This window comes from Salinicoccus siamensis (assembly GCF_042429615.1).
GTDB classification, from domain to species: domain Bacteria; phylum Bacillota; class Bacilli; order Staphylococcales; family Salinicoccaceae; genus Salinicoccus; species Salinicoccus siamensis.
On record NZ_JBHMAH010000001.1, the window covers coordinates 1 to 17,877 of the forward strand.

The window sequence follows — 17,877 nt, forward strand, 5'->3', positions numbered from 1 at the left end:
CAGCAGTTAAGCTCTCCAGCGCCGATGGTAGTTGGACTGACGTCCCGTGAGAGTAGGACGCCGCCGGGCAATTTATAGATTGATCCACAGTAGCTCAGTGGTAGAGCTATCGGCTGTTAACCGATCGGTCGTAGGTTCGAATCCTACCTGTGGAGCCATTTTTTTGTTTTAAATAAAAAATTATCCTGGCCCGTTGGTCAAGCGGTTAAGACACCGCCCTTTCACGGCGGTAACACGGGTTCGAGTCCCGTACGGGTCATTTATCTTTAGGAGAATTAGCTCAGCTGGGAGAGCATCTGCCTTACAAGCAGAGGGTCGGCGGTTCGAACCCGTCATTCTCCATTACGGAGGAGTAGCGAAGTGGCTAAACGCGGCGGACTGTAAATCCGCTCCTTCGGGTTCGGCAGTTCGAATCTGCCCTCCTCCATTCTATTATTGGGCTGTCGCCAAGCGGTAAGGCAACGGTTTTTGGTACCGTCATGCACAGGTTCGAATCCTGTCAGCCCAGCCATGAGCCATTAGCTCAGTTGGTAGAGCATCTGACTTTTAATCAGAGGGTCAGAGGTTCGAATCCTCTATGGCTCATCATCAAGACACTTTCTAACGGGAAGTGTCTTTTTTTTATACTTTATGCGAAATATTATTTATATTTGCATAAAAATCCAATGTTGTATATTATATATGTTGTGAGAATTGACTGAAAAGGGGATTGTTATGAGTCAGAATATACATATTATCGGTGCTGCGACAACATTTGGACAACCCAGGTTAGGAGTAGATCTTGGACCAGACGCAATACGATATGCAGGTCTTGATAAAGCGCTTTCTTCGTTAGGTTATACAGTTACTGACGCGGGGGATATACGAAGTAAGTACCGGGTTAATGCTTCCAATCATTCCATTAAGAATGAAACGAATCTATTAAATTATAGGGAAGTGATGGATTTCAGCCTCGAGCTTGCGGCTGAAGTGGACAACACAGTCTCTTCAGGACAGTTCCCTTTGATACTTGGAGGAGATCATTCTTTATCGATTGGTTCTTTAGCGGGCATAAGCAAGCACTATGAAGATTTGGGAGTCATTTGGTACGATGCGCACGGTGACCTCAATGATAGCCGCACATCGCCTTCAGGCAACATCCATGGGATGCCGTTAGGCATATCATGCGGAGTGGGCGACGAGGATTTGGTCAATCTCTACAATCCAGGCATAAAGGTAAAACCTCAAAATGTTGTGCTTATAGGTATGAGGGATCTGGATGAAGGGGAAAAGTTATATATTAAAGAGAATGGTATATTGACATTTACAATGGGCGACATCAGAACAAAAGGTATAGAAAGTGTCATGAAAGAAGCTTTAACCCATTTGGAGGGACGTACAGATGGCATTCACCTATCAGTGGATGTAGATGCCTTGGATCCACTGGAAACACCGGGCACAGGCACTCCAGTAGATGGAGGATTATCGCTCTCTGAGTCACAGCTCGCTATGGAGATACTGAACGATAGTGGGAGGATCACTTCGATGGATCTGGTGGAAGTGAACCCTCTACTTGATGAGAAGAATAAAACAGCTGAAAAAGCCGTGAAGATTGCAGAAAGCCTATTCGGAAAAAAGCAGCTTTAATAAAAAGAAACCTGTAGCCGTTCGAGATGACCTCAAAACGTTCAATTTTTGGGTCACGTCGTTTTCCGGCACAGGTTTTTTTATCTGCCTTCAGTCTTCTCCTATAGGCATGATCTGGACCTTATAATCTTTTGAGTTTTTCGTACTTTTCTTTACTGAATTATCTTTAACGAACTTTTTCAGCTCTTTTTTAAAGGGTTTGAGATCATCTTCCTTGATTCTTAAGTTATAGGACATGCTATCCTTCTTCTTTTCATCTGAACTATATTTTAGAAGATCTATATTAGGAACTACTTTTTTGGCGATGGGCTCATAGAACTTCTGTACAATACTATTCTTCTCTTCTGTCTTCACTACATGGATAATTCCGTTTTTGAGCAGTTCATTCAGATGATAATGGATTTTGGCACGAGGAATTTCAAGTTCGTCAGCAAGCATCTGTCCTGTCTTTGGTTTTTCTCCAAGCATGGTGAGGAGTTGGATGCGAAATGGATCGCTGACACTTTTTAATTGAGCGAGATTATCTATTACAAGCAGTTTTTTCACATTTAACACCCCTTATAATGTATGTTTATAGTATGATTAAGTGAAATTGTTATGTCAACGGAATAAACATTCATTTATTTGACTGATAACACTTGTAACATTTGTTGCATAAAGGGCAATTTGATATGATGGAATTGTTAAGTAAGTGGAGGGGGCACCTTTATGATAGGACAGCGTATCAAGGAAATCCGCAACAATAATAATTTGACTCAAGAAGAATTGGCCGAGGGAATCATCTCCAGAACCTATTTAAGTCTTATTGAAAAAGGCAGTGTCCATCCTTCCACAAACGTTTTGATCAAACTGAGTGAACGGTTGAATTGTTCAGTCAATGATTTCATGCAGGAAGTTTCTCATTTCAGGTATAATGATGTGGAGATACTGCGCGAAATCTCTTATTATGAACAGAAGGTGGATCAGGGCGATTTTTCCTCATTTGAGTACTTCATCGATAAAGAATATCATAGGGTGGATGAGGTCCCAGCACCGGATAATGGCAGGATCCATTTATTATATGCTAAGTATTATAGGCATATCGGGGACAGAAAGAATCTTAATGTACATATCGGTCAGGCTGTAACACTCCTTTCAGCTGTCTCCTTCAATCAAACCTATATTGATGCGATTCTTCTCAAGGTGGAATTAATGGTCGAAGAAAGAAGGGTGGAGGCTGCCCTGGATTTGTTGGAAGATACTTTATTCACAATCCTCCGGTTTTCCGATCAGAATTTCGGAGTGATCCGTATCATGTTTGCCGTGGCGGACTGTTATCAGAGATGCGGAGAGTATCTTACATCATTAAGGATGCTTAAAAGGGTGGAAAAGCAGTCCAGAATGCTTCAGATCCAATACAAACCAAGTGAGTTGGCTCTGATCGAAGGAAAAAATTTTGCGATGATTGGCAATTATGAGCTGCTTCAAAAAAGAGTGGAAAACATGAACATTCCAGAGGCAAAATTATTGATGAGTTATGCCTTTTTTAAAAAAGGGGACATTGAAAGTGCCGCAGCACTTTTTGGTGATATCAAATCTGATATCCGGCCTGTGGGAAATGATGAAGTGCTGGCTTTAATTCATCGGGAATTGGAAAAAGAATTCGACAGTATATGAATGATTAAGTGAGGGACATATTATGCAGATGGACAGTGTTTTAGGAAATTTCACAACAGCTACTATAATTACAAGTATTGTCGATCTGCTGATCGTATGGTATGTCATTTACCTTTTGATGACAGTCATGAAAGGTACAAAAGCAATTCAGCTGATTAAAGGTATATTCTTCATTCTCATCGGCCGGTCGATAAGTAACTATTTTGATCTTACCACGACCACTCAGATGTTCGATACAGTTTTAGAATGGGGTTTCCTGGCAATAATCGTGATCTTCCAGCCTGAATTAAGGCGTGCCCTCGAGCAGCTTGGACGGGGCAGCCTGTTCCGTACAAATGGTAATGGAAGTTCTACATCGGAACACGATAAACTTAGGGAAGCAATGGTGAAATCAGTGCGTTATATGGCCAAACGGCGCATCGGGGCACTGATTGTTTTTGAAAGGGAGACTGGATTGAAGGATTATATAGAAACAGGCATACCCATAAACGGAAACATAAGTTCAGAACTGCTGATCAATATATTCATACCAAACACCCCGCTACACGACGGGGCGATGATCATCCAAGGGAACCAGATAGCTACGGCAGCGAGTTATCTTCCATTATCCGACAGCAACAAAATAGCTAAAAATCTTGGAACGAGACACCGCGCTGCAGTTGGTATCTCGGAAGTGACCGATGCCTTCACGGTAGTTGTGTCAGAAGAGACAGGGAACATATCTGTTTCATACGACAGCAACCTGACTAAAGAAATTACACTCGAAGAGCTAGATGACCTGTTGAAGACACATTGGCATATACTTCCACCTGTGAAGGAAGGAGGCGGTTTATTTGCTAGAAAGTAAATGGGGGCTCAGATTTGTCGCCTTGGCATTGGCACTGTTCATGTTCTTATCGGTCAATAATGTATTTGATGAATTATTGAATGCGGACAGTGATACAGCAGATATGGAAATAATTGAGGATGTCCCAGTAGAAATCCTCTATGAAGAAGAAGATTATTACGTGTCAGGTGCGCCTGAACAAGTCAATGTACAATTATTTGGTAATGCTTCGAACATCAAAAGGCTCCAGACTACGAGGGATCTCGCTGTCTATCTGGATTTGAGGAATCGCGATATCGGAGAATATGAAGAACATTTTACAATAGAAGGTCTGCCAGAAAATGTGACGGCAGAAATAGTCCCAGAAGCGGCGAATGTAGATATACAGGAGCTTGTAACGAAAACGTTTGAAGTACAGGCAGAAATCAGTGACAGTCGCATAGGATCAGATCATGAACTTAAATCAATTACGGTGGAACCTGAAACAATCACTGTCGTGGGTGGAGAAAGTCAGATGAATCGTATACAATATGTACGTGCCACCTTAAGTGACAATTCAAAAATTACTGAAGATCGCGTTGAAGAAGCTGAAGTCAGTGTATTCGATGCCCAATTCAATAAACTGGACGTCAAGTTAGATCCAGGGCGTGTCCGGGTTGAAATCAAGGTTGATGAACGAAGCAAGGAAGTACCGGTAAGCTTTGAGGTGAATGGCCAAGTCAAAAAAGGATATTCATTGAAGAGTGTAGACCTCAATTATGAAACGGTAGAAGTATTCGGTTCAGAAGATGTATTATCAGGAATCGATGAAATGAATGTAGATGTAGATATAGACGGTTTAAGCCAATCTACTTCACAAGATGTGAAAATCGATCTACCGGAAAATGTGGACCGCACAGAACCAGCGGTTCTGCAGGCAAAAATACAGGTTGAGGAAAACAGTTAAATCTTGGGTTAAAAAGGAGAAAGAGATGGGTAAATATTTTGGAACTGATGGAGTCAGAGGTGTTGCAAACACTGAACTCACTCCCGAATTGGCGTTTAAGCTTGGCAGATTTGGCGGCTATATATTAGCGGGAAATGAAAACACCAACCCCACCGTGCTGGTAGGGCGGGACACACGCATTTCAGGGGAAATGCTCGAATCCGCTCTCGTGGCCGGACTTTTATCAATTGGAGCAGAAGTGATGCGACTTGGTGTCATCTCGACTCCAGGCGTCGCTTATCTGACCAAAGAGATGGATGCCGATGCAGGCATCATGATCTCAGCTTCACATAACCCTGTAGGGGATAACGGCATCAAATTCTTCGGGTCCGATGGATTTAAGCTGAGCGACGACCAGGAAGCTGAAATAGAAAAACTTCTGGATACAGATAAGGATACATTACCAAGACCGACAGGTGCTGAACTTGGCAGCAAATCGGATTATTACGAAGGTGGGCAAAAATATATAAGTTATCTGAAGTCCACAGTGGATATCGATCTCGAAGGAATGAAGATTGGCCTGGATGGTGCACATGGTTCGACGTATTCTCTGGCACCTTATCTTTTTGGTGATTTGGAAGCAGATACAGTGACTATCGGCTGTAACCCTGATGGCAAGAATATAAATGCGGGCGTAGGCTCAACCCATCCTGAAAAACTTGCAGAGCTTGTTGTAGAAGAAGGTTGTGATTTCGGGTTCGCTTTCGATGGGGACGGCGATAGGATAATAGCAGTGGATGAAAAGGGCAATATTGTAGATGGTGATAAGATCATGTTCATCCTGGCTCAGCATATGAAATCGGAAGGCATGCTGAAAGATGATATGGTTGTATCGACAGTCATGAGTAATCTAGGTTTCTACAAAGCATTGGAAGCCCATAAGCTCAGAAGTGACAAGACTAAAGTCGGGGATAGATATGTTGTTGAAGAGATGAGAGCAGGAGGATATAGCCTTGGCGGCGAACAATCCGGCCATATCATCATGATGGACTACAATACAACGGGCGACGGACTTTTGACAGGTGCCCACCTCGCAGCGATCATCAAATCCTCCGGCAAGACGCTAGGACAACTTGCAAAACAAGTTGAGACGTACCCTCAGGAATTGGTGAACATCCGGGTTTCCGACAAATATAATGTCGTCAAAAATGAAAAAGTGTCTAAAAAGATTGAAGAAGTTGAGAAGGAAATGAATGGCAATGGTCGTGTCCTTGTCAGGGCTTCAGGTACAGAACCACTTGTACGGGTAATGACTGAAGCGGAAACAGAAGAGCTTTCAAGCGGTTATGCCAATGCTATAGCTGAGGTGGTTCAACAGGAAATGGGACTGGAATAAATCTTAGGCTTCCGGATGAATAATCCGGAAGCTTGTTTTTTCGAGGAGACAATATCTGTTATCCATATTTATATTGCGGCAGTAAAGCATTTCCATTAGAATGAAAGCATTGACAGTAAAGGAGAATAAAGAGAGTTCAAGAAATCGGAATAGCGCCTGGACAGGGTTTCCTGTTGACGAGGAGGACAGTTATCGAAAATCGGCGGATGCTGTCCCGGATACTAAAGTATTCGTGAAGCCAATTGATAAAACTGCCGGGTGACTGGTGGGACAGAACGTTGGCATAAATCTACTAAATTGGAAAGGGTGTTTTTTATGTGTGGAATTGTTGGTTATATAGGAAGCAAAGATGTGAAAAACATATTGCTCAACGGCCTTGAAAAGATGGAGTATCGCGGCTATGACTCTGCAGGTATCGGTGTCAGAAATGAACAGGAAGTAAAGGTCTTCAAAGAAAAGGGTAGGATCAAGGATTTGACAGAAAAGGTCGATATGGATTTTGCTTCGACAGCGGGTATCGGTCACACAAGATGGGCCACCCACGGGGTACCGAATGTCAAAAATGCCCACCCTCATCAAAGTACGGATAAACGCTTTACATTGGTCCATAACGGTGTCATAGAAAATTATGAACAAATTAAAGGAACGTACATTCCGGAGGTTGAATTGGTCTCGAGCACTGATTCTGAAATCATCGTCGAGATCATCGCCAAGTTCGCGGCGGAAGGAATGACTACTGAAGAAGCTTTCACGAAAACTTTGGATCTTCTTCATGGATCATATGCCATCGGTCTGCTGGATGAAGAGGAGCCTGAAGTCATCTATTCGGCAAAAAATAAATCCCCACTTCTACTGGGCAAAGGCAAAGGTTTTAATGTCATCACTTCTGATGCAATCGCAATGCTTAAAGAGACAAATGAATTTGTTGAATTGATGGACCGGGAGATCGTACTTCTGAAAAAAGATGAAATCATCATTAAAGATGCTTTGGGTAAAGAAATTAAAAGGGAATCCTTTATAGCCGAAATTAATGAGAGTGAAGTTGAAAAAGGGACTTACGACCATTTCATGCTCAAGGAAATCAATGACCAGCCAGCAACCATGCGCAAAATTATACAGGAGTATCAGGATAAGGACGAAAACCTTAAAATCGACGGTGCAGTGATAGATCAACTCAAAAGTTCGGACCGCATATACATTATAGCCGCCGGAACAAGTTATCATGCCGGTCTGATCGGCAAAGAATACTTTGAAAAATGGGCGGGGGTGCCGACTGAAGTGCACGTGGCTTCGGAATTCGTCTATAATACACCGCTCCTATCAGAAAAACCGCTATTCATCTTCATTTCCCAATCGGGTGAGACGGCAGATAGCCGGGCAGTACTGGTTGATGTCAAAAAGCAGGGGCACAAATCCCTGACTGTGACTAATGTACCTGGATCCACCCTTGCCCGGGAAGCGGATGAAACACTTATATTGCATGCGGGGCCTGAAATCGCCGTTGCTTCAACAAAAGCCTACACGGCTCAAATTGCAGTACTCTCGATTCTGGCTCAAGTCACTGCAAGGGAGCTCGGCAAAGATACTGAAATCAATCTGATGCGTGAACTCGCTAAAGTTACAACAGCCATTACAGCTGTTATCGATGATGCGCCTGAAATCGAACAGATCGTCAACGAATACCTTGAAACAACAAGAAATGCTTTCTTTATCGGCCGCACTATGGATTATTATGTTGGTGTCGAAGGCGCTTTGAAATTGAAGGAAATATCCTATATTCAAGCAGAAGGCTTTGCCGGTGGTGAGCTTAAGCATGGCACCATCGCATTGATTGAAGAGAATACACCAGTATTTGCCTTAGCGACACAGGAACGGGTCAATTTGAATATCCGAGGCAACGCCCAGGAAGTCGAGGCGAGAGGGGCTAAAGTCTGCATGGTATCCATGGAAGGAATGGATCAGGAGGGGGACACCTATGTCATTCCACAAGTGCATGAGATGCTGACACCTCTCGTTTCGGTAGTGGTCTACCAGCTTATTGCCTATTATGCTGCGCTACATCGTGGCAACGATGTGGACAAACCGAGAAATCTCGCAAAATCAGTGACAGTGGAATAGAAAGCAGAACATTTAATGATGCCCTTATGGATAAAAAACTTCTGTAAAGGGCATTATTTTATATTTTCGGTGAGCTAAAAAGTCATATGTACTTCATGTAATGTTCACATTTCAAAAAAATTAAGCGATGTGGCCCCCTTAAAAAATGGAAATAAGTCCATGGTGTGTTAAAATGACGGACAGTAAGTATTGGAAGGAGTTCTAAAATAATCATGAAGAAAATATTAATGGCTCTGACTCTAGGCACATTGGTTCTTGCCTTAGCAGCATGCGGAGGGGAAGAGTCAGCTGAAGATAAGAATAATGATGCGAAGAAACAAGAAGAAACAGCAAGTAAGGGTGAAGGAGAACAGCCAGAAATGCCTGAACCTGAGCTTGATGATGTGCCAGACGTCGTGGCAGAAGTGAATGGCGAAGAAGTGAAGAAAGATGAGTTTGAAAAAACTTATACAGCACAGTTTCAACAGCTTGCGATTCAGCAGCAGATGGCCGGTGAAGAAGTAGATCAGGATGAATTGAAGAAGCAGATAGCAGATGGAATAGTCGGTCAGAAGCTGCTTGTTCAAGAAGCTGAAGAACGGGATTATAAAGCTTCCGATAAAGAAGTTGATGATATGCTTAGTGACCTGGTTGAGCGTAATGGCATGGAATCCAAAGAAGATTTCTATGCTGCAGTAGAAGAACAAGGCATGTCTAAAGAGGAAATCACCTCCCAGATTAAAACTCAGGTGAAAGTAGATAAGCTGATTGCTGAAGAAACGGGCGAAATTAAACCGACAGAGAAGGAATTGCAGTCACTTTATGATGATGCGAAAGAGCAGCGTGAACAAATGGAAGGTGCCGAGGAACTCCCATCTTTTGAAGAACTTAAGCCTGAACTGGAATCCCAGATCAAGTCGCAGAAAGAGAGTGAAGCCGTCCAGAAACTCGCCGAAAAACTTCGTGAGGATGGAGATATCACTATACACCTGTAAAATGCCAGTAAATGAAAAACGACATTACAATCCCCTGTATCCGGGTTTCAATACCGGTGCAGGGGTTTTAAGTTTAGAGGTTCAACGACGATAGAGGCTTATTATTATATCACGATTTTAAGGTTAAACACTTGAAAGTCAAACAAGGTCAATGTATAATAATAATATAGTCAAAGTTAGTCAAACAAATAAGGGTTCAAATAAAATTTCAAGCAAACTCTTTGAAATGATGTCTGAGGAGCTTTATAATATGTATATAGTCAAAGTTAGTCAAAGTCAATTATATAGGAGGTATGACTCATGAAATGCCAAAATTGTGGGATAAATGATGCAAACGTTAATGTTGCAATGAAACTCAACAATAAAAAAGTACAGATGCACTTATGCAACCAATGTTTCCGGGATATCAGACAACAAATGATGAACTCTGATGGATTCCAATCCGGATTCCCTTTCAATGGTGAAGGGCATAATGATGGATATTATGAAGGAAATGGATCTGGCCATACCGGCACCACCGTCAAGCAAGGCCAAGAGGGTAATGACAGCCTGATAGAGCAACTTGGCAAAAACGTTTCAGAAGCGGCCAGAGCTGGAGAAATCGACCCTGTCATCGGTCGCGATCAAGAAGTGAAGCGTGTAATCGAAACATTAAACAGGCGCAACAAAAACAACCCGGTATTAATTGGTGAACCAGGGGTAGGTAAGACGGCCATCGCAGAAGGACTGGCATTGAAAATCACTGAAAGTGCAGTGCCGACAAAATTGATAGGCAAAGAAATATATATACTGGATGTCGCTTCGCTTGTAGCCAATACAGGCATCCGCGGGCAATTTGAAGAACGCATGAAGCAATTGATCGAAGAAATACAGCAAAGGGATGACATCATCGTATTCATTGATGAAATTCATCTGCTGGTTGGAGCAGGTACAGCGGAGAGTTCACAGATGGACGCGGGAAATATTTTGAAACCTGCGCTCGCCCGTGGGGAAATGCAACTCATTGGGGCGACCACGTTAAAAGAATATCGTCAGATTGAAAAAGATGCGGCCCTGGAGCGTCGTTTGCAACCGATTATAGTGAAAGAACCAACGCTGGAAGAAGCGGAACAAATTCTTCAAGGGATTAAGGATCGCTATGAGAACTTCCATGAAGTACGTTATTCCGACGAAGCGATTCACGCTTTTGTATCTCTTTCTGACCGCTATATCCAAGACAGGTTCTTGCCGGATAAGGCGATTGATCTGATGGATGAGGTCGGTTCACGGCTGAACTTGGCAAATGCAGAAAACGATGCGCATGCCATACAACAGCATTTGGATGAAATCGAGAAAGAAAAAACCGAGGCGGCAGAACGAGAAGATTATGAAAAAGCAGCAAACTTGAAGTATGTGGAAATCCAGCTCGAGAAACAGCTCGAGAAAGTTAAGGATGAAGAGAAGACCATCGACGTTGATGTCTCTGATATCCAATTGATAATCGAGGAGAAAACTGGCATTCCTGTAACGAAGTTGCAGGCAGATGAGCAAGAGAAGATGCGTGATCTGGAAGAGAGAATGACCAGCAAAGTCATCGGTCAGGAAGAAGCTGTCGCAAAAGTTGCGAAAGCAGTACGCCGTAGTAGGGCAGGTCTGAAATCGAAATACCGTCCGATAGGTTCCTTCCTCTTCGTCGGACCGACTGGGGTCGGCAAGACAGAACTGACTAAGGCGTTGGCGGAAGAATTGTTCGGTTCCCGAGAGTCCATGATACGCCTTGATATGAGTGAGTATATGGAGAAGCATGCAGTGTCTAAGATCATTGGTTCCCCTCCGGGTTATGTTGGCCACGAGGAAGCTGGACAACTGACTGAAAAAGTGCGGCACAACCCGTACAGCATCATCCTGTTGGACGAGATAGAAAAAGCACACCCTGATGTACAGAACACTTTCCTTCAGATTATGGAAGATGGCCATTTGACAGATTCGCATGGCCGTATGGTCAGTTTCAAGGATACAGTCATCATCATGACAAGTAACGCAGGTACAGGAGCCAATACAGCGAGTGTAGGATTCAACGCAGATGCACATGAGTCTGTATCGACACTGGAGAATCTGAGCGACTACTTTAAACCTGAGTTCCTGAACCGTTTCGATTCAATCATCAACTTCAATGAACTCTCTGAAGATGATCTATTCCTGATAGTTGATCTCATGTTGGCAGAACTTCGGGAAACTGTCGAAGACAACGACATCGGAATCACGATTACGGATGAAGCGAAATATGAACTGGCAAGGCTCGGATATGACAAACGATTTGGAGCAAGACCATTAAGAAGAGTCATCCAGGATAAGGTTGAGGACCAACTTACAGATCTTATACTGGAAGAGGAATCAGTAGGCAATGTTGAAGTAAGACTAGAAGAAGGAGAAGTGAAAGTTGCAGTGGTCTAAAAATTGAGACGGACACATGTGATATGTGAACTTCTTGAAATGAAAGCATGAAAACAGATGATGAGTATCGGCTGAAGAGACTTCCGGGGAATCCCGGGAGTCTTTTTCATATATGGAACTTTTATCAATCGAATCAAGACATGCGGCGCTTAGACACAACCCGGTCTCGCTGTTAGAATGGTTTTAGAAGTTTGTCTGCAGCCATTGAAATGGAGAAGGATGGGTGAAGACAGATGGAGTCCAGATGAGGAGGTAGTTTCATGAAAGCAATCAAACTATTGGTGGCCGCCGGTATGACACTCATGCTGTTGACCGCATGTGGTACAGGCGATGACGAGGAAGAGTTCAATAAACAGCAGACCATCAATGACTATTGACGATAAGCTTACCAATTCTTATAAAGTTTAAGGCCTCCTGGTTAAGGGAAGATGAAAGATAAATATTTCTAGGAGGCGTCGTTGTGCAGGAACATAAATTGTACATTAACGGACAATACGTCGAATCATCCGGTAATGAATGGCTCGACATCATCAACCCGGCAACAGAAGAAAAGATTTCCAAAACACCAAAAGGTACTGAAAAAGATGTAGACAAAGCTGTAGAAGCGGCATTCAATGCCCAAAAACAGTGGGAAATGACCCCAAACATTGAACGCGGTAAAATTGTACGCAGGCTAGGCGATGAGATTGAAAAAAACAGGGAAAGATTTATCGATATTCTTCAAGAAGAGCAAGGTAAAGATTATGAGTTGGCAAGCGGAGAAGTAGATCTTGCCATAGACTATTTCCGCTATATGTCTGAATGGGCGAGAAGGATTGAAGGGGAGATAGTTCCAAGCGATCGCCCTAATGAGAACATCTTCATCTATAAAAAGCCGATCGGTGTTGTAGCGGGAATCATACCATGGAACTTTCCAATTTTCATCCTGGCAAGGAAAGTTGCCACCGCGCTTGTAACCGGTTGTACAATTGTAGTGAAGCCGAGTCAGCACACGCCCAATACAACAATGGAATTTACAAAACTTGTGCATGAAATGAAAGATATACCAGATGGTGTATATAATGTTGTGACAGGTGTCGGTTCCGCAATAGGCAATGCGTTGGCTACTCACAAGAAAGTTCACATGGTGACCATGACAGGAAGTATCCCAGGTGGCTCGAAAGTGATGGAAGCCGCTGCACAGAACATCACGAAAGTCAATTTGGAATTAGGCGGGAAGGCGCCAGCGATTGTGACGAAAAACGCAGATTTAGATCTTGCAGCACAAAATATAGCAGCATCACGGCTTGCGAATAATGGTCAGGCATGTACAAACGCAGAGAGGGCTTATGTACATGAAAGTGTAGCTGACGAGTTGACTGAAAAACTAAGAGCAATATTCGAATCTAAGAAAATGGGTGATCCACGCACAGACAAGGAAATCTCAGTCGGACCGTTGGTTAATAAGGAGCGGCTCGAAACTGTAGATGGAATGGTGCAGCAAGCAATCCAAGGTGGTGCTGAAGTGGTCACTGGAGGCGCACCTGCCGAGATGGACGAGGGGTTCTTCTATAAACCGACCATATTGACTAATGTCACCCATCAGTCGAATATAATGAGCGATGAAATATTCGGTCCAGTAATTCCCATTTCTACGTTCACCACATTGGATGAAGCGATTGAAAAAGCGAATGATACAGTATATGGCCTTTCATCTTCAGTCTATACAGATGATTTGAATGAGGCCATGCGCGTAGTCAATGAAATGAAATTCGGCGAAACGTTTGTTAACCGTGAGAACTTTGAAGCGGTGCAGGGCTATCATGCAGGAATGCGTCAGTCCGGACTTGGAGGTGCGGACGGCAAGCACGGAATGGAGGATTTCCTGGTGACTCAGGCAGTCTATATGCAATATAAAACTGATGACCAGCAGTAATTGGGGAGCCGTGGATTAGACATCCATAGGCTCTTTTTAAAGGAGGTGTATTGATGGCGCATGATCATACGCATAATGCCAATAAAAAAGTGCTCCAGATTAGTTTTTTTATCATTGCAGGCTTTATGATTGTGGAAGCAATTGGTGGTTTTTTGACAAATAGTCTTGCGCTGTTATCTGACGCTGGACACATGCTGAGTGACGCCATCTCCCTAGGAGTGGCAGTGTTGGCGTTCAGGTTTGGCAGTAAATCTGCAGATTACAGTAAAACCTATGGCTATAAGCGTTTTGAAATACTCGCAGCCATATTCAACGGTGTAACGCTTATCCTTGTTTCGTTATATATATTCTATGAAGCTTACCAGCGTTTTATAGATCCGCCTGAAGTGGCTTCAACGGGTATGCTTATAGTTGCCATCATAGGCTTATTGGTCAATCTAGCTGTGGCCTGGCTGATGATGCGCGGCGGTGATACCGAGGGCAATCTTAATATCAGGGCCGCGTTTCTACATGTGATGGGGGATCTCCTCGGTTCAATTGGAGCAATCATAGCTGCACTCCTGATTCTGTTCTTCGGTTGGGGGATTGCAGACCCTTTGGCAAGTGTAATTGTAGCAGGTTTGATCCTTTTCAGTGGTTGGAAAGTAACGAGGTCATCGGTACATGTACTGATGGAGGGTACACCAGCTGATATAGATGTCGATGACATCATTAAAATCCTAAAAGAGGATGACCGGGTTGTAGATCTCCATGATCTTCATGTGTGGAGCATTACAAGTGATCAGCATGCTCTGTCTTGTCATGTGACAGTAGATGGGGACAAAACGATAACGGAGAGCCAGCTGTTGCTTGATGAACTGGAGGAAAAACTGATGGATGAAGGAATAGGACATGTTACGGTACAAGTGGAAAGTATGGACAATCCGCATGATGAGAGCATATTATGCGGAGCATCAGATGAAGAAAATCATGAATAGATCTAAATGGGATGGGGCATACATAAGAAGTTATGCCCCATTTTTTTATATATCCTCGTATAAGCATTCGCTAAATGAAGAAAGTTATAAAATAATGACAAATGTCATATATTTTTACTGACACTTGATTCTATTTATATGATTGCCCCCGTTATAAAATGAAGGTAATTGGAATAATGGGAAAGAGGGTACACGTATGACTAAAGAAAAACAGGCTCAACTCAGAAAAGCGGTCATGCCTTATGCAAAATCACAGACGAAGACCAGCATCATCCAGATCCTCAATACAATCGTGCCATTTTTTGTATTGTGGTTCCTAGCCTACCAATCATTAAGTGTTTCTTTCTGGTTAAGCCTCCTGTTTAGTCTCGCTACAGCAGGCTTCATGATTAGAACTTTCATCATCTTTCATGATTGTGCACACCAATCTTTCTTTAAAAGTAAGAAATGGAATAGTATATTGGGCACGTTCACCGGTATAATCACGCATTTCGCTTATGAAAAATGGAAACGTGAACATTCCATCCACCATGCAACCAGTGGGAATCTCGATAAGCGTGGCATTGGTGACATCTGGGTCATGACCGTTGAAGAATATAAGGAAGCAAGCAGGAGTGAGCGGCTCAAGTATCGCCTCTACCGTAATCCACTTGTCATGTTCGGGCTTGGCCCCTTATCGCTGTTCCTGTACGCCAACCGCTTCAATCGTAAGGGAGCGAAGAAGAAAGAACGTATGAATACGTACATCATCAATCTCTCCCTCCTAGCCATTTATGCCTTGATTGGTTTCTCTTTAGGCCGGCATGTTCTTCTGCTTGTGCAACTTCCGATCATCTATTTTGCAGGTGCACTGGGTATTTGGCTCTTCTATGTCCAACACCAATTTGAAGATTCCTACTTTGAGAATGAATCCGAATGGGATTACGTTAAAGCGGCAGTCGATGGCAGCTCGTATTATAAACTGCCACGATGGTTGGAGTGGATGACGGGCAGCATTGGCTATCACCATGTTCATCACCTCGCTCCAAGAGTACCAAACTATCATCTCGAGCAAGCACACGAAAGTACACCGCCGCTGCATCAGGCGACAACCATCACACTGAAGTCCAGCTTGGAATCGATCCGATTCCGCTTATATGACGAAAAAAATAAGACCTTCGTCGGTTTCAATGAAATTGAAGAGAGGTTGAAACAGAAGCGTGCGAGCCTCCAGTAGAAACGAATTCCCCCTTATGGGGGAATTTTTTAATATAATGCCAATAAAACTGTTACACTTGAATAAAATGAGGGGGATCAGCATGCGCGACTGGTATCATATATTTCCAAAAAACACGGGGCTCAGCCTATATATATGGATTATTTTGTGCATACTCCCATTTTATTTTATATTCCGTTCGAACTTATTGACGGAAATAGTGTTCGGTAGTGTCATGACATTGCTTTTCTTCACAGTATATTGGCTGACATTCAACACAAAAGGTCCGCTCGTATATATTGGGCTAAGTATAGAAATACTCATCAATATAATCATGACGATTCTTTATGGCTATGTATACTTTGCACTTTTTATCGCGTTTTTTGTAGGTAATATAAAAAGTAAAGCGGGCTTCGTCTCCATGTATGTCATTCATCTGGTGATGACAGCAGGAGCCATAGTAACAGGTTTTTTCTATAACTATAGTCTCCTTTTCAGTCATCTGCCATTCCTGATTATGACAGTGCTTGCAGTCACGCTCCTTCCCATCAATCAATATAATAGACTTAAGCAGGAAGAGTTGGAGTCTCAGTTGGAAGATGCAAATCTCAAGATAGCTGAACTCGCAATCGTCGAAGAGCGTCATAGAATTGCCCGGGACCTCCATGATACGCTTGGACAGAGATTATCCATGATCAGGTTGAAGAGTGAACTCGCCCAAAAGTTGATGACAAGGGATAAGGAAGCGGCTAAAGAGGAGTTGAATGATATTCGAATTGCATCCAGGCAGGCATTGAAGGAAGTGCGTGAGATGATCAGCAATATGGAGAATGTCACACTGCTGGAAGAAATCGCCCATGTCAAGGAACTTATGGATGCCGCCCAGATCAGTTACGATATCAATATTGATGGTGATCTTGGAGATATTCCCACACTAGCGGAAAATGTGTTGAGCATGTGTCTGAAAGAAGCCGTCACAAATGTCGTTAAGCATAGCCGCGCACATTTTTGCGCAATAGAAGTCATTGAAACCAACAAAGATATCTTCCTTAAAGTTATGGATAACGGAGACGGTAGAGGAGGAACTTTTGAAACAGGTCATGGAATCAGTGGTATGCGTGAGCGTTTGGAATTTATAAATGGCGACCTCCAGATAATCAATAGCATGGACGGATTTGAAATCAATATTACAGTGCCGAAGGTACTGAAACAGATCGGGGAGGGTCAAGCGTGATCCGGATTGTAATTGCTGAAGACCAGAATCTATTGAGAGGTGCGCTTAGCGCATTACTGGAGCTGGAAGAAGATGTAGAAGTAGTGGGCCAAGCAGAAAATGGCAAGGAAATACTGGATATAGTCGAACGTGAACGGCCGGATATCTGTCTGATGGATATTGAAATGCCTGTCATGACCGGACTCGATGCTGCAGAACAACTCCAGAAAGCAGATTGTAAAGTGATCATACTTACCACGTTTGCCCGGCCGGGCTACTTTGAAAGGGCGAAGCGTTCAGGGGTCAGCGGTTACTTATTGAAAGATAGTTCCAGTGAGACTCTGGCACACTCAATCAGGCAGATTATGAAGGGGAAGAAGGTCTATTCCCCTGAACTTATTGATATAGCGTTTGAGGCTTCCAACCCATTGACTGACAGAGAAAAGGAGATTATCCAACGCCTCAGGGAAGGGAAAAGTACGAAAGTGATCGCTAAGGAACTGTATCTCTCGAATGGGACGGTCAGAAACTATATATCAATCATATTGGATAAGATGGGCACAAAAAATCGTATTGAAGCAATATCGAAAGCACATGATAAGGGATGGCTCAAGTAGAATTAA

The 17,877-nt window shown here is 43.1% G+C and carries 14 protein-coding genes and 6 tRNA genes; 19 read left to right on the forward strand and 1 reads right to left on the reverse strand.

From position 1 onward, the window contains the following. The first annotated feature begins 83 nt into the window (after positions 1–83). The 7 genes from ACFFLE_RS00005 to rocF all read left to right on the forward strand — a co-directional run bounded on the left by ACFFLE_RS00005 (position 84) and on the right by rocF (position 1,626). Positions 84–158 (forward strand) — tRNA-Asn (locus tag ACFFLE_RS00005). 29 nt (positions 159–187) lie between these two features. After that, positions 188–259: transfer RNA gene (locus tag ACFFLE_RS00010), tRNA-Glu, on the forward strand. A 10-nt stretch (positions 260–269) separates the two neighbouring features. Further along, positions 270–342: transfer RNA gene (locus tag ACFFLE_RS00015), tRNA-Val, on the forward strand. A 4-nt stretch (positions 343–346) separates the two neighbouring features. Beyond that, positions 347–427 (forward strand) — tRNA-Tyr (locus ACFFLE_RS00020). A 9-nt stretch (positions 428–436) separates the two neighbouring features. Next, positions 437–511 (forward strand) — tRNA-Gln (locus ACFFLE_RS00025). 1 nt (position 512) lies between these two features. Continuing rightward, positions 513–585: transfer RNA gene (locus tag ACFFLE_RS00030), tRNA-Lys, on the forward strand. 129 nt (positions 586–714) lie between these two features. Next, on the forward strand, positions 715–1,626 hold the full coding sequence (gene rocF / locus ACFFLE_RS00035) for an arginase (RefSeq protein WP_380569045.1): 912 nt from the start codon (positions 715–717) through the stop codon (positions 1,624–1,626). Between the two features lie 90 nt (positions 1,627–1,716). Here rocF and ACFFLE_RS00040 read toward each other — a convergent pair whose 3' ends face one another. Then, complete coding sequence (locus ACFFLE_RS00040; RefSeq protein ID WP_380569047.1) at positions 1,717–2,172, reverse strand: ArsR/SmtB family transcription factor; 456 nt, start codon at positions 2,170–2,172, stop codon at positions 1,717–1,719. Between the two features lie 162 nt (positions 2,173–2,334). Between ACFFLE_RS00040 and ACFFLE_RS00045 the strand changes: the two genes are divergently transcribed. The 12 genes from ACFFLE_RS00045 to ACFFLE_RS00100 all read left to right on the forward strand — a co-directional run bounded on the left by ACFFLE_RS00045 (position 2,335) and on the right by ACFFLE_RS00100 (position 17,871). Next, positions 2,335–3,282, forward strand: a complete 948-nt coding sequence (locus ACFFLE_RS00045) for a helix-turn-helix domain-containing protein (protein ID WP_380569050.1) — start codon at positions 2,335–2,337, stop codon at positions 3,280–3,282. Positions 3,283–3,304: 22 nt separating this feature from the next. Beyond that, positions 3,305–4,129, forward strand: coding sequence for a diadenylate cyclase CdaA (cdaA, locus tag ACFFLE_RS00050; RefSeq protein ID WP_380569052.1), 825 nt, complete (start codon positions 3,305–3,307; stop codon positions 4,127–4,129). Then, on the forward strand, positions 4,116–5,054 hold the full coding sequence (locus ACFFLE_RS00055; protein WP_380569054.1) for a CdaR family protein: 939 nt from the start codon (positions 4,116–4,118) through the stop codon (positions 5,052–5,054). The genes cdaA and ACFFLE_RS00055 overlap by 14 nt, the downstream gene beginning before the upstream one ends. Before the next feature lie 25 nt (positions 5,055–5,079). Further along, on the forward strand, positions 5,080–6,429 hold the full coding sequence (gene glmM / locus ACFFLE_RS00060; protein WP_380569056.1) for a phosphoglucosamine mutase: 1,350 nt from the start codon (positions 5,080–5,082) through the stop codon (positions 6,427–6,429). Between the two features lie 315 nt (positions 6,430–6,744). Next, entirely contained in the window at positions 6,745–8,547 is a 1,803-nt protein-coding gene (gene glmS, locus ACFFLE_RS00065; RefSeq protein ID WP_380569059.1) for a glutamine--fructose-6-phosphate transaminase (isomerizing), read from the forward strand. 212 nt (positions 8,548–8,759) lie between these two features. Then, positions 8,760–9,521, forward strand: a complete 762-nt coding sequence (locus ACFFLE_RS00070) for a SurA N-terminal domain-containing protein (RefSeq protein WP_380569061.1) — start codon at positions 8,760–8,762, stop codon at positions 9,519–9,521. A gap of 300 nt (positions 9,522–9,821) precedes the next feature. Continuing rightward, the gene (locus tag ACFFLE_RS00075; protein WP_380569064.1) at positions 9,822–11,954 is read left to right on the forward strand and encodes an ATP-dependent Clp protease ATP-binding subunit; all 2,133 of its coding nucleotides are present in this window, start codon (positions 9,822–9,824) and stop codon (positions 11,952–11,954) included. Between the two features lie 460 nt (positions 11,955–12,414). Continuing rightward, complete coding sequence (aldA, locus tag ACFFLE_RS00080; RefSeq protein WP_380569066.1) at positions 12,415–13,869, forward strand: aldehyde dehydrogenase; 1,455 nt, start codon at positions 12,415–12,417, stop codon at positions 13,867–13,869. A gap of 53 nt (positions 13,870–13,922) precedes the next feature. Then, the gene (locus tag ACFFLE_RS00085) at positions 13,923–14,846 is read left to right on the forward strand and encodes a cation diffusion facilitator family transporter (protein WP_380569069.1); all 924 of its coding nucleotides are present in this window, start codon (positions 13,923–13,925) and stop codon (positions 14,844–14,846) included. Positions 14,847–15,042: 196 nt separating this feature from the next. Beyond that, positions 15,043–16,062 (forward strand): Delta(5) desaturase DesA, encoded by a 1,020-nt coding sequence (desA, locus tag ACFFLE_RS00090; protein ID WP_380569071.1) that lies wholly within the window; start codon positions 15,043–15,045, stop codon positions 16,060–16,062. 82 nt (positions 16,063–16,144) lie between these two features. Further along, positions 16,145–17,275 carry a sensor histidine kinase gene (locus ACFFLE_RS00095; protein ID WP_380569073.1) on the forward strand — a complete coding sequence of 377 codons (1,131 nt, stop codon included), beginning with the start codon at positions 16,145–16,147 and terminating at the stop codon, positions 17,273–17,275. Next, positions 17,272–17,871: a response regulator gene (locus ACFFLE_RS00100; RefSeq protein ID WP_380569075.1), complete on the forward strand. Its 600-nt coding sequence runs from the start codon at positions 17,272–17,274 to the stop codon at positions 17,869–17,871. Before ACFFLE_RS00095 ends, ACFFLE_RS00100 begins: the two co-directional genes overlap by 4 nt. Positions 17,872–17,877 lie beyond the last annotated feature (6 nt).